This is a genomic window from Nocardia sp. CA-151230 (genome assembly GCF_050942175.1).
Taxonomy (GTDB): Bacteria; Actinomycetota; Actinomycetes; order Mycobacteriales; family Mycobacteriaceae; genus Nocardia.
Genome location: NZ_CP192061.1, coordinates 2,942,053 through 2,954,436, shown reverse-complemented (window position 1 = coordinate 2,954,436; position 12,384 = coordinate 2,942,053). Strand labels below are relative to the sequence as shown.

The following is a 12,384-nucleotide window of genomic DNA, read 5'->3' as shown; positions in this document are numbered from 1 at the left end:
CAACACTCCCTCTCAACGACCTCTCACGGCGAGCACGTCAACCCGTCCTCCCGCGTAGACCACGACACCATCGCGGCTTTTCCCGGACAAGCCCCGGGTTTCACGGGCGGACCGGCACGGACGCCACGCAGAGGGCATCGAATCCCACCTCGCGCAACACTCGGGCACGTTCTTGCGACACCCCTGACGCAAGAACGTGTTCGATCCCCACTCGAACACCCAGCATCCTCCGGGCAATAGCCCTCTCGACGAGCTGGCGACCGGAACAGCTTGGTGCGGGGGAGATTTCGACCCCGCCGGTGTCGCCATCGCCGAACGACAGAAGCCGCAGGTCTCCGACCTGCGGCTTCTTTCATGGTGGCCCCGGCTGGGCGTTATCGCAAACGGTCTGACCTGCAAAAACTCGCAACCACCACGCCTACCGCGACGACACCTCCTCCGCACAACTCCCAGCCCGTGACAGCATCTCCAACCCGCCACCCTCACACTGCTGATCAACCACGACATCCCAACATGTGCTCGGCCGATGACCACCACCAGCATCGACCACATTGAACGGCCCTACCTCGCCACCCGTTCACTCGCCAGCTGAGCCACCTTTCCGGATTCCCAACCAGCACAATCCGTGACGCGATTCGCTAGCGGGGCGCGTCCGCGCGACCAGCCGCTACCGGATTGCGGCGATCAGAACTTGGAGTGCACCGACCAGCGAGCCACAAGGGCCGCGTCGCCAGTCACTTTCAGAGTCGGCGCGTTGTGCGGCAGGCGACCGTACAGGAACAGCAGCAGGTCCGCGGCGGTGCCGCGAATGGTGCTCGATGCGGGGATGGTGGACGGGGTTTCGACGATCCCGAAGCCGTCCGGCCGCAGGCGCATCACCCATTCATCGCCCACATCGATGGCTTTGAAACGGATGGTCTCGCCGCTGCCGCGCATTTCTTTCACACCGGGGGCGAACAGTCCGGCGTAGGGCAGGTTGACCAGGAATTCGTCCACGCCATCGGCGGCCGTGCCGGGTGCGATCTGTGGCGTGATGCCAAGGGCCAGTTCGGCATCCGCGCGATGTACGAGTGTTTCGAACAGCATGCGCCGGACCCAGAACCGGGCGTGCTGGTCCTCACCCCAAGCCCACATGGGCAGGTCGGGGTCCATGCTTTCGAACGCGTGGGTCGCGACGGCCATGCTTGCGGCCAGCCACTCCGGCAACAACTCTGGTCGCTCGGGCAGATCGAGACTTACTTCCCGGCTCTTGGGTGGCTCCTGAACGCGCAGTTGGAGCAGGACCGAGAACCAACGTTGCACGCTGCCTACGTGCTGGATCAGATCGGCCAATGTCCAGCCGGGGCAGGTCGGAACCGGCGTGGACAGGTCCACGTCCCGAACGAGTGCGCACAAGCGCTCGGTCTGATCGGCTACCGCGATACACCGGGACGGGTTCCCGGAGGCGGACAACTGAGGGGTGGACATGGTGGGCCTTCCTGGGCGCTTGCTCACGAGGCAGCAGACAGACTGGCCAGTCAGCCTACATCATATACATCGTGCACGATGTATATGATCCACCCTTCACCAAGCCGGCCGCGCCCGCACCAGTCCCCCACCGCACAGAAAGCAGAAAGGGGCTTATTCCAACCAGCGGGCGGACACTGGTTGGAATAAGCCCCTTATGGTGGAGCTAAGGGGACTCGAACCCCTATCTCCGGGGTGGCGGAGGCCCTGCTCACATCGATCGAGCGAAGTCAAAACCGGTGGTAACAGCGATTTCGGGGGATCTCGCTGCAGTTGACGGCCGAAACGTCAACGCTCTGATACTGACACCGTCAAACACCCCGACGAAGAAACCGGCTCAGCACATCGATGCCATCACCCGCCGTCTGGCACTCAGCGACACCGACGGACTTCTATACGGCCCCGCCGACCCAACCGCAGATACGTCGTCGAACACCGAAACGACCGGCTGGTCGAAGGCATCGCCCGGACCGAGTGCGGCAGTGTGTTTGTCGAAGGGAACGGCGAGGAGCCGGAGACGGTGAAGTGCCGGCTCCTCGCCGTACTGCGCGGTGGGCGGCTAAACCTCGCGCAGGCTTTCGGGCACCCGGAAGCGGTCGCCGTAGCGGTCCGCGAGCTCGTCGGCGCGGGCCAGGAAGGCTCCGCGCCCACCGGGATAGCCCTTGACGAACTGGCGCACGCCGCCGGACCAGGCGGGGAAGCCGATGCCGAAGATGGAGCCGATATTGGCATCCGGGTCCGAGGCGATCACGCCTTCGTCGAAACACTTCTGCGTTTCGATGGCCTGGATGAAGGTGTAGCGGTCGCGCAGGTCCTCGAACGGGATGGCCGGGGTGCGGGTGGTTGCGTACTGCTCGCGCAGTACAGGCCACAGGACGGTGCGCTTGCCGTCGGTGTAGTCGTAAAAGCCTGCGCCGCCGACCTTTCCGTTGCGGCCGAACTGATCGATCAGGGTGGCGATCACCCCGTGCGCCGCCGTCACCGACTCCGCGAGGGGAGTGCCTTCGGCCCGCGCGGCCTCGATGGTCTCGTCCATGATCTTGCGGATGGTGCCGAAGGACAGCTCGTCGGCCACCTGCAGCGGCGCGGCCGGATAGCCCGCCTGGAAACCGGCCTGCTCGATAATGGCCGGGTCGATGCCCTCGGTGAGCATGGTCATGGCCTCGAGGATGTACATGCTGAACACCCGGGTGGTGAAGAAGCCACGTCCGTCGTTGACGACGATCGGGTACTTCTTGATCGCGAGGGTGTAATCGATGACGCGCGCGAGGGTTTCGTCGGAGGTCTGCTCACCACGGATGATCTCGATCGGCTGCATGGCCTCGACCGGGGAGAAGAAGTGGATGCCGATGAAGTCCTCCGGCCGCTTCACCCCGGTGACGAGACCGGTGATGGGCAGCGAGGAGGTGTTGGAGCCCAGCACCGCGTCGCCGTCCACGATGTCCTCGATCTCGGCGAACACCTTGTACTTCAGTTCGGTGTTCTCGAAGACCGCCTCGACGATGAAGTCCACGCCCGCAAGGTCTTTCACGTCCGCGGTCGGCTGGATGCGAGCCAGCAGCGCCCGGGACTTCTCCTCGGTGGTGCGGCCCTTGGCGAGCGCCTTGGCCTCGAGGTTCTCCGAGTACGCCTTGCCCTTCTGGGCGGCTTCGAGCGAAATATCCTTGAGCGAAACGTCGATGCCCGCCTTGGCGGTGACGTAGGCGATGCCCGCGCCCATCATGCCCGCACCCAGGATGCCGACCTTCTTCGGCGTGCGCACCGGAAGGCCTTCCGGCCGTGAGCCTCCGCCCTGCACCTGCTGTAGGTCGAAGAAGAACGCCTGAATCATGTTCTTGGCGATCGGCCCGGTGACCAGGCTGGTGAAGTAGCGGGCCTCGATCTGCTGCGCGGTCTCGAAGTCGACCTGTGCGCCCTCGATGGCCGCCGCGAGAATGGCGCGCGGCGCGGGCATATCGTGCTGGCCTTTGAGCTGCTTGTGCAGATTCGCCGGGAAGGCGGGCAGATTCGCCGCGAACGCCGGGGTCGACGGCGAGCCGCCGGGGATCTTGTAGCCCCTCACATCCCAGGGCTGGACGTTCTTGTCCGGGTTGGCCTTGATCCACGCCTTGGCGGCGGGCACCAATTCCTCAACGGTGGAGACCAATTCGTCGATCACGCCGACGGACTCGGCCTTGCCCGGGTTCATGCGCGCACCGGTGAGCAGTACCTGCATGAGCGCGCTCTGGATGCCGAGCAGTCGCACCGTGCGCACCACGCCGCCCGCACCGGGCAGCACGCCGAGCATGACCTCGGGCAGGCCGATGACCGAGCCCTTCACGTCGGCGGCGATGCGGTGGTGGGTGGCCAGCGCCAGTTCCAGGCCGCCGCCGAGCGCCGCGCCATTGATGGCCGCGACGACCGGTTTGCCGATCTTCTCCAGTCGCCGCAGGTCGCCCTTGATCCGCATGGAGCCGTCGAACAGCTCCCGCGCGTTCTCCGGCCCGGCCTGGATGATCTGGGTCAGATCGGCGCCGGCGAAGAAGGTGTTCTTGCCGGAGGTGATGACGACGCCGGTGATGGAATCGATCTCGGCCTCGAGCCGGTCGACGGTGCGGCCCATCTCCTCGACGTAGGCGTCGGTGAGGGTGTTCGCGCCCGCGGTCGGGTCGTCGATGGTCAGGACGACAATGCCGTCGCCATCCTGCTCCCAGCGAATGATGTTGTCGGTCATCTATTCTCAGACCCTCTCGATGATGGCGGCGACACCCATGCCGCCCGCGACGCAGAGTGTGATGAGGCCGTAGCGGCCACCGGTGCGCTCCAGCTCGTCGAGCACGGTGCCGACGAGAATGGAGCCGGTGGCGCCCAACGGGTGACCCATGGCGATCGCGCCGCCATTGACGTTGTACTTGTCGTCCGGAATCCCGAAGTGCGCCTGCACCTTCAGCGCCACCGCCGCGAACGCCTCGTTCATCTCGAACACATCGATCTGGTCGACGGTCAGCCCCGCCAGCGCAAGTGCCTTGTCCACGGCCGGAATCGGGCCCTCGAACATGAAGACGGGATCGGAGCCGCTGGTGGCGTAGGAGACGATGCGGGCGCGCGGGACCAGCCCGGACGCCTCCCCCGCTTCCTTGGTGCCGATGAGCACCAGGGCCGCGCCGTCCACGATGCCGGAACTGTTGCCACCGGTGTGGACGTGGGTCATCTTCTCCACGAACGGGTACTTCTGCATGGCGACGGCGTCGAAGCCGCCGAACTCGCCGATGCCCGCGAAGGCCGGATTCAGCTTGCCCAGATCCGCCACCGAGGTGTTCCGGCGAATCTGCTCGTCGTGGTCGAGGATGGTGATGGCGTTCACGTCCTTCACCGGCACGACGGATTTGGTGAAGTATCCGGCATCCCACGCCGCCGCGGCGCGCTCCTGTGAACGCACCGCGTAGGCGTCCACATCTTCGCGGGTATACCCCTCGATCGTGGCGAGCAGGTCGCACGCGACACCCTGAGGGATGAAGTAGTTGTCGTAGGCGGTGGCCGCGTCGTAGGCCATCGCCCCACCGTCACTGCCCATTTCGACCCGCGACATGGATTCCACACCGCCCGCGATGACGAGGTCCTCGAACCCGCCGCGCACGCTGGAAGCGGCCATGCCGACCGCCGACAGGCCCGAGCCGCAGAACCGGTTGATCTGCACCCCGCCCACGGTGTCGGGCAGGCCCGCGACATTGACCGCCGTGCGGGCGATGTCCATGCCCTGATCCCCCACCGGGGTCACGCAGCCCAGCACGACATCCGCGATGCGGTTCTCGTCCAGATCCGGGAACCGCACACGCAGTTCGTCGATGAGGCCCACCACCAGCGATATCGGCTTGACCTCGTGCAGCGAGCCGGTGCTCTTGCCCTTGCCGCGCGGTGTGCGGATGGCCTCGAAAATGTATGCCTCGGTAGTCATTCCGAGCGTCCTTCGTGGTGGGGGGTTGGGATTCGAAGCCCCTGAGAGTCGGCCTGTCTCACAGCGACCGGGAGATGATTTCCTTCATGATTTCGCTGGTGCCGCCGTAGATCTTGTTGACGCGGGCGGCCGCGTAGGCGCGGGCGATGGGGTACTCGATCATGTAGCCGTAGCCGCCGAAGAACTGCACGCACCGGTCCACGATCGCCACGGCCTTGTCGGCTGCAATCAGCTTGGCCATCGAGGCGGTGGCGGGATCGTTCTTCCCGTCGATGTACTGCTGGATGCAGTAGTCGACGGTGGTCTTGATCGACAGCACCTCGGCCTTGAGCTCGGCGAGTTCGAACTTGTTGTGCTGGAAGTTGATCAGCGGTCGGCCGAAGGCCTGGCGCTCCCTGGTGTACTTGATGGCCTCGTACACCGCGGCCTCGGCCATACCCGCGCACACCGACGCGATGACCAGCCGCTCGCGGGCCAGCTGTTCCATCAGCTGGTAGAAGCCCAGACCTTCCTGCGCGCCGAGCAGGTTCGTCACCGGCACCCGCATATCGGAGAAGAACAGCTCACGGGTGTCCTGGCCGTGCTGGCCGACCTTCTCCAGTACCCGGCCGCGCTCGAAGCCCGGCAGATCCTTGGTCTCGGCCACGATCAGCGAGACGCCCGCCGCACCCTGGGACGGGTCGGTCTTGGCCACGATCACTACCAGATCGCAGTGGGTTCCATTGGAGATGAACGTCTTCGAGCCATTGATGACGTAGTGGTCGCCGTCGCGAATCGCGGTGGTCTTGACCGCCTGCAGGTCCGATCCGGTGCCCGGTTCGGTCATGGCGATGGCCAGCACCAGCTCGCCGCTGATGATGCCGGGCATCCAGCGCGCCCGCTGCTCGTCATTGGAGTAGGTGTTGACGTAGTGGGCGACGATGGGCGAGTGCACGATCCAGCCGGAGGCGGAATCCTGTGCCAGCGCCAGTTCCTCGGCGATCACCGCCGACATGCCGAAATCGCCCGCCAGGCCGCCGTGCTCCTCGGGCAGGTCGACACCGAGCAGACCGGCCGCGCCCAGCTTGTTCCAGAACTCGCGGTCCACCATGTGCTGCTTGGCCCACCGCTCCTGATTGGGTGTGGCCTCCTTGGCGAGGAATTCCGCGGCGTGCTTGCGCAGTTCGCGGTGCTCGTCGGTCTCCCAGGACGCGCGGTAATCGGGGAAGAGTACGGACATCGTTGTGCTACCTTCCGTTCGGGGTGGGAATGTGAATTCCATTGAGGGGCAGATCATGTTCGGCCCCGAATGCCTCGAGGTCGGCGATGGTCCTGTCGGCGAAGGCGTCGCGCAGGCTCTCGTGGCTGCCGTCGGCGCCGAAAAGTTCCAGGGTGCGCATGAAGAAGTGTGGTTCCACCGCGCCCAGGGCGATGTAACCGTCGCGGCACTCGTAGATGCCGTAGCCGGGGAACGCGCCGCCCAGGACCGCGCCCGCACCCATCAGGCGGTAGCGCACGGCGTCCCCGGCGCGGGCCGCGGCTTCCTCGAGTGCGACCCGGTGGGGCTGCCCCACACCATTTTTCGAGCGCCATACCAGCGCGGCCAGCGCGGTGGATACGGCGCGCTCCGCGCCGAGCATGTCGGCGATCGGGACCGTCGGCATCTGCGGCGGGATCAGCGTGCCGTGCACCGCCTGATAGTTGAGGTCGTGCCCGGGCACTTCGGGGTCCTCGGCGTGGCCGACGATTTCGATGAGCGAGAGCTTCGGGAACCGTTCCTGCGGCTGCGCCAGGCCGAGGCGGGCGAGCGCGGTCGGGCGCATGGACGTGATCAGCAGATCCGCGCCGGCCAGCAGTTCGTCCAGCTTGGCGCGATCCGCGTCCTGCTTCACATCGAGGGTGACGACTTCCTGCCGCGCGATCAGTGACCGGTACCAGTCCGGCGCGGCGGCGGCGAGCGGATCGCCATTGGGCGGCTCGACCTTGACCACGTGCGCGCCCAGTTCGGCGAGCCGCGCGGCGGCCAGGGGCCCGGGCAGGTTCACCGCCAGCGAGACGACTTCGACTCCAGCGAGGGGTTGCATCGTCGCGACCTCCATTCAACCGACAATACGCTTGTATCGTACACGAGTCTTTCACAGTGCAAAGTGTTCACCGGACTTGCCCAATATGAGATACACCCGTATCGGAAGCAATGCTGTGCGGCGAGCTGGCACTACAGCTCGTAGAATCTCCACCCAACCCGACGAGTGAGGACCGATGCTCAACCCCCGTGCCACCCGAGACGACCTGACCGCCAAGGCGCGCATCCGCAATGCCGCCATGGACCTGTTCGCCCAGCAGGGCGCGGACCGCGTCTCCCTGCGGGCGGTGGCCGCCGAGGCGGGCGTCACCCTGGGCCTGGTACAGCATCACTTCAAAACCAAGGCAGGGCTGCGGGAGGCCGTCGACCAGCTGGTCGTCGACTACTTCGCCGCCGCGGTCGCCTCGGTCCCGGCCACCGGCACCGCCGGAGAGGTCGCGGCCGCCCGCGACGAGGCAGTACGAAAGATGCTGCACGACAATCCCGCCGTGGTGAACTACGTGCGCCGCGCGCTGCTCGAGCCCGCCGAGGCACGGCTCAGCCTGCTCGACGCGCTCATCACCCTGACTCGGAACGAGGTCACCGGCCTGCGCGAGGCGGGCCTGGCCTCCACCGCCCGGCCCGAGGCCAACCAGATCGTCTGGATTCTGGTGCGCCAGCTCGGCGAACTGCTGCTCTCGCCCATGGTGGACGTGATCTGGGAGCGCACCGATCCCTCGGCCGAGGCCGTCAAGCCGAGCCTGTCGATCAGCTTGAAGGACTGAGCCGTTCGCCCCTGCCCTGCCATCGGAGGCCAGGGGCTTGCGCGGCGATCACTTCACCGGCGTGATCACTTCACCGGCAATGCGCCGTCGAGGCCGCCGACGTCGCTGATCTTCCAGCCCGCGCCGCCGTCGACGGTGACGTTGTAGGTGACCGTGGTCGCGCCGCCGTCGGGGGTTTGGGCGTTGGTGGAGGTGACGTTGAGGAAGACGTTCACCTTGTAGACGCCACCGGACTCGGAGGTGACCACGGTGCTGATCGGGGTGGCGCTCGAAGTCCACTTCAGCGGGACCAGGATCTGCTGCAGTTTGGGGGCGGTCGCGTCGAACTTGCGATGCCGGGCCACCTTGTCGGGGTCGTCGCGAGCTGAGGGCCGGTACCGCAGTTCGCGGTTCGCCGAGCCGGCGGGCGGTCGTCGGCTCGGCGTGGCACGAGAATCCTTGTCTCAGGCGAACTTTCCCGGATTGGCCGCCACGGCTCGGCGCAAGATGGGTCGGTTGGCGCGGTAAGCGTCCACCACCGATGCCAGCTCGTGCGGGCTCGCACCGTGCATGATCACCGAGTGGCAGCCGAGGTCGTATTCGCGGGAGATTTTCCGCACGCACTGCTCCGGCGTGCCGTATGCGGCCGAGGCCAGCCATTCGTCGGGGATGAGCGCGTCGAGCTGTTCCAGGGTTTCCACGGAGGCGGAGGCGTCGATGGGTCCGGCCGCCGCGGCGTCCTGGTACAGCTCAGTGGCGCGAATTCGCTCCCACACCTGCGGATCCCAGCCGTTTGCGCTGATCAGGATGTCGGCGTACGCCTGCAGGTAGGTGATCAGACGGCCTGCGCGGCGGCGCAGCTGGTCTTCGGGGATGAGGGCGTCGCTGGCGGTGGCCAGGCACGACCAGATGCGGACGCTGTCGGGGTCCTTGCCCGCCCGTTCGGCCCCGCGCCGCACCGCCGCAACGGAATTCGCGGTGGCCTCGTCGGAGAAGAAGGTGTGCAGGACGACGAAGTCGCCGATCTCGCCGGCCAGCTCCATGGTCTTCGGGCCCACCGCGACGAGGCCGATCGGGGGCGCGTCGTCGAGGCCGTTCTGGTGGTAGAGGACGGGCCATTTGCCCGCCGGGCCATCATGATTCACGATGGTCTCGCCGTCCCAGAGGCGACGCAGGATACCGACGAAATCCCGCAGCTGTGCTTCGGTGACGGCGGGCAGGCCGATCGCCTTCCAGTTCGCCGCCATGCCGCGGCCGAATGCCATGGCGTAACGGCCTTCGGTCATGGCCTGCATGGTCGAGCCGATGGTCGCGGTCACCATCGGGTGGCGGGTGTGGTGATTGGTTGCCGCCGCGGCGATTCCGAGGTCGGTCGTGCAGCCGGCGAGGCCGCCGGACAGCACGGCCGAGTCCTTGACGGTCATGCGCTCGCCGATCATGCACGAGCCGAGGCCGAGTTGCTCCGCGTCGCGGGCCTCGGGCAGCAGGACACGGGCGTCGGCGGGGTGCCGGGTGATGCAGTAGTAGGCCAGTTCGTTCAGTTGGTCTGTCACGAGAGTGGTTCTTCCCCAATAATTTTCGGAACGGTAATTGTCGACGCCGGGCTGTCAGGCGTCGAGTTCGGCGAGTAGTTCTTCGACCAGCGATCGATGGTGAAGCAGCGACTCGATGTCGTCGGGACGTGCCATCTCGCCGAAGTGGATCTGCCGGCCACCGGCGCGCAGGAGGACGACGCAGTAGTTCAGGGCGGCGTACACCGTGTACCAGGTGAGGTCGGCCAGCTCCACGCCCGAGTGCTCGGCGTAGGCCGCTCGCACGTCCTCCTCCCGCATGAAGTCCGGCATGCCGGGAAATCCGAAGTTGATGGCGATCGCGTGAAAGGTACGGTGCCCGAACAGGATCCACGCCACATCGAGCTCGCGGGGGCCGATCGTGGCCATTTCCCAGTCGATCACCGCGACCGGCGCGAAGTCCTGATAGATGCAGTTGCCGAGTCGCGCATCACCCCATGAGAGCACGGTCTCGTAGGACGAGGGCTCCGGGATGTTGTCCGTGAGCCACTTCAGGATTCGCTCCACCAAGGGCGACGGGCCGAGGTCACGAGCCGCGAACTCGTACCACGCCCGGGCGCGGTTCAGGTTTCGTTCGAGCAGGCCGGCACCGGGCTGCCGTGGATCGAGGAACGCGAAAGTGGTTGCCGCATCGGGGATCGCGTGGATTTTCGCGAGCGCCTCGATGGTGGTCTCCTGCACTCGGCGCTGTTGGGCGGGGTCGGCGTCGAAGAGCCAGTTGTTGCCGAAGGTGTAGGGCATGACATCGGGCGGCACCAGGCCCTCGACGCGGTCCATCAGGAGAAACGGCGTGCCCAGCACCTCGCCGGTCGGCTCGAGGAACCGCACCCGGGGGACGCGAACGTCGCTGGCCTCGGCCACGATGCGCATGACGTCGAATTGGTCTCGCAGGTTGTAGTGCTCGTAGACGGGGAAGTCGCCGGGAGCCGGTACCACCCGGGCAATCAGGTCGGCGACCTGCGTGTCTCCGGCTTCGCGCCAGCTCAGGGTGAGGGTCAGGGTCTGCGCGGACATGCCGTTGCTGTCGATGCCCGACCCCAGTGTGACCTCCGGATCGGCCCCGTCGGGCAACTGTGTCGCCAGCCATTCGGTGAGGCGTGGAATCAGGGCGGCGGGGTCGCGGCTGCTGCGTCGCAGGCGCATGCCCTGATCATCGGGAGAGGGAGACATGAGTCACTCCTGACTGGATTGCGAAAAGCTGGAGGTAACAGTGGACCTCCCCTTCGCAATTGTCAACGAGGGTTCTCAAAGAATAGGGGTCACTGCAGGTAGACCGCTATCGCGTCGACCAGGCAGTGGCGCGCATCCGCCAGCTCGGCCGGTGCGGACAGCCGACGCTCGTTATTGACCCCGCGCATGGCCATGGGAATCAGAGCCTGCACTCGGTGCACCCTTTCCGGATCGAGGGGCAGGTCAGCCAGGAAGTATTCGAACGCCCGCAGCCAGGCGTCCTCGTACCCGGCCATCGCCGCCGTGGTCAGGGGGAAGTCCCTGAGCCTCTCGTCGCGACCGGTGGGCAGTCCGGCCCGCAACGTCTCGACCGCTCGCCCCTCGGGGGTGTCCAGGATGGTCCAGATGGCATCGACCATCTCCCACACCCGATCCCGGACCGAACCGGTCACCCGCGGCCAGATCTCGGGACTGTTCGCCCCGCTGCGATCGGTCAACTCGACGAGCACCGCGGCCCACAGTCCGTCGATATCGCCGAACTGATGCTTCAGAGTGCCCCAACTGACCCCGGCCTCGCGCGCGACCCGATTCGCCGACAGCGGTTCGCCGGATCCTTGCGCGAGACAGCCGATGGCTATATCGAGCAGCCGCTGCCTGGTCTCCCGCCCCTTCCGATTGAGGCGAGTTCCGGCCGCGGACTGCATTGTCGAACTCGCTTCGGTCATCACTGCTTCCGTTCCGCACATCCCGAAATCTCGGAATCTCCGACTGTCGTTCCGACGATAGCGGCACGTTTGTCAGAGCCTGCGACCGCCGCGTTGCCGCACCGGCTCCTCGCCAGCGCTGTCCAACCGGCGGCCGGCTGCGCTGGGCATTCGACCAGGCGAACATCGGCTCTGCACCACCCTCCGCTCATGGCCGCATCCTTCTTTCGGGATGGCATCAGTCGTCTGTCGCGACCATGGTGAGGACAGGCATCGAGTAGGCGAAACATCACAGACCCGGCGGCAGTTGCCTTCACGGTCACCAATACCGGCCCGTAAGCTGCGGCCGAGATTTCCCGAATCTATCTCGCAGACCCAGAATCCGAACTCGCCTCCCGCACGAACTCAAACGGTTCACCCGGACCCAGCCCGATCCCGGCGAATCCCGCCATGGAACTGGAATGCGCAGCGTTCGCCTGTTGGCATCTTCGTGGCGAGAACAATTGGATGAGGTGCCGGCGTCGAACCCATTGTCCGACATCGCATTCAACCTCACTGCCGAGGCCACTCGAATGCCGGCACGGCCCTCTCGAGCGATCCAGACCGGTGCTACGCGATACCGAACCCAACACACTGAATCTTCATGCTCCAAAGGGGAGTAAGGCGACCAACCCGTAACCGGCCTCGGACCAAC

At 66.1% G+C, this 12,384-nt stretch carries 10 protein-coding genes; 1 reads left to right on the top strand and 9 read right to left on the bottom strand.

Annotation, left to right across the window (positions count from 1 at the left end):
• Positions 1-684: 684 nt before the first annotated feature.
• The 5 genes from ACQP1O_RS13600 to ACQP1O_RS13580 all read right to left on the bottom strand — a co-directional run bounded on the left by ACQP1O_RS13600 (position 685) and on the right by ACQP1O_RS13580 (position 7,503).
• Positions 685-1,467 (bottom strand): maleylpyruvate isomerase family mycothiol-dependent enzyme, encoded by a 783-nt coding sequence (locus tag ACQP1O_RS13600; protein ID WP_433566158.1) that lies wholly within the window; start codon positions 1,465-1,467, stop codon positions 685-687.
• Between the two features lie 598 nt (positions 1,468-2,065).
• Complete coding sequence (locus ACQP1O_RS13595; protein ID WP_433566157.1) at positions 2,066-4,219, bottom strand: 3-hydroxyacyl-CoA dehydrogenase NAD-binding domain-containing protein; 2,154 nt, start codon at positions 4,217-4,219, stop codon at positions 2,066-2,068.
• A 6-nt stretch (positions 4,220-4,225) separates the two neighbouring features.
• Complete coding sequence (locus ACQP1O_RS13590) at positions 4,226-5,440, bottom strand: acetyl-CoA C-acetyltransferase (RefSeq protein ID WP_433566156.1); 1,215 nt, start codon at positions 5,438-5,440, stop codon at positions 4,226-4,228.
• A gap of 58 nt (positions 5,441-5,498) precedes the next feature.
• Complete coding sequence (locus ACQP1O_RS13585) at positions 5,499-6,659, bottom strand: acyl-CoA dehydrogenase family protein (protein WP_433566155.1); 1,161 nt, start codon at positions 6,657-6,659, stop codon at positions 5,499-5,501.
• 7 nt (positions 6,660-6,666) lie between these two features.
• Positions 6,667-7,503: a CoA transferase gene (locus ACQP1O_RS13580; protein WP_433567674.1), complete on the bottom strand. Its 837-nt coding sequence runs from the start codon at positions 7,501-7,503 to the stop codon at positions 6,667-6,669.
• Between the two features lie 175 nt (positions 7,504-7,678).
• Here ACQP1O_RS13580 and ACQP1O_RS13575 point away from each other — a divergent pair, with 175 nt between their 5' ends.
• Entirely contained in the window at positions 7,679-8,266 is a 588-nt protein-coding gene (locus ACQP1O_RS13575; protein WP_433566154.1) for a TetR/AcrR family transcriptional regulator, read from the top strand.
• A gap of 65 nt (positions 8,267-8,331) precedes the next feature.
• Here the strand turns inward: ACQP1O_RS13575 and ACQP1O_RS13570 are convergent, their stop codons facing one another.
• The 4 genes from ACQP1O_RS13570 to ACQP1O_RS13555 all read right to left on the bottom strand — a co-directional run bounded on the left by ACQP1O_RS13570 (position 8,332) and on the right by ACQP1O_RS13555 (position 11,711).
• Positions 8,332-8,610: a hypothetical protein gene (locus ACQP1O_RS13570; RefSeq protein ID WP_433566153.1), complete on the bottom strand. Its 279-nt coding sequence runs from the start codon at positions 8,608-8,610 to the stop codon at positions 8,332-8,334.
• Positions 8,611-8,709: 99 nt separating this feature from the next.
• Entirely contained in the window at positions 8,710-9,798 is a 1,089-nt protein-coding gene (locus tag ACQP1O_RS13565; protein WP_433566152.1) for a TIGR03857 family LLM class F420-dependent oxidoreductase, read from the bottom strand.
• Positions 9,799-9,852: 54 nt separating this feature from the next.
• A complete protein-coding gene (locus ACQP1O_RS13560; RefSeq protein WP_433566151.1) occupies positions 9,853-10,986 on the bottom strand; it encodes a phosphotransferase family protein in 1,134 nt (377 codons plus the stop codon).
• An 89-nt stretch (positions 10,987-11,075) separates the two neighbouring features.
• Positions 11,076-11,711, bottom strand: a complete 636-nt coding sequence (locus tag ACQP1O_RS13555; RefSeq protein WP_433566150.1) for a TetR/AcrR family transcriptional regulator — start codon at positions 11,709-11,711, stop codon at positions 11,076-11,078.
• Positions 11,712-12,384: the final 673 nt, after the last annotated feature.

Coding starts and splice junctions, on each gene's coding strand:
- ACQP1O_RS13560 (WP_433566151.1), bottom strand. CDS start 10,986: ATGTCTCCCTCTCCCGATGATCAGGGCATGCGCCTGCGACGCAGCAGC.
- ACQP1O_RS13595 (WP_433566157.1), bottom strand. CDS start 4,219: ATGACCGACAACATCATTCGCTGGGAGCAGGATGGCGACGGCATTGTC.
- ACQP1O_RS13575 (WP_433566154.1), top strand. CDS start 7,679: ATGCTCAACCCCCGTGCCACCCGAGACGACCTGACCGCCAAGGCGCGC.
- ACQP1O_RS13555 (WP_433566150.1), bottom strand. CDS start 11,711: ATGACCGAAGCGAGTTCGACAATGCAGTCCGCGGCCGGAACTCGCCTC.
- ACQP1O_RS13585 (WP_433566155.1), bottom strand. CDS start 6,659: ATGTCCGTACTCTTCCCCGATTACCGCGCGTCCTGGGAGACCGACGAG.
- ACQP1O_RS13590 (WP_433566156.1), bottom strand. CDS start 5,440: ATGACTACCGAGGCATACATTTTCGAGGCCATCCGCACACCGCGCGGC.
- ACQP1O_RS13580 (WP_433567674.1), bottom strand. CDS start 7,503: ATGCAACCCCTCGCTGGAGTCGAAGTCGTCTCGCTGGCGGTGAACCTG.
- ACQP1O_RS13600 (WP_433566158.1), bottom strand. CDS start 1,467: ATGTCCACCCCTCAGTTGTCCGCCTCCGGGAACCCGTCCCGGTGTATC.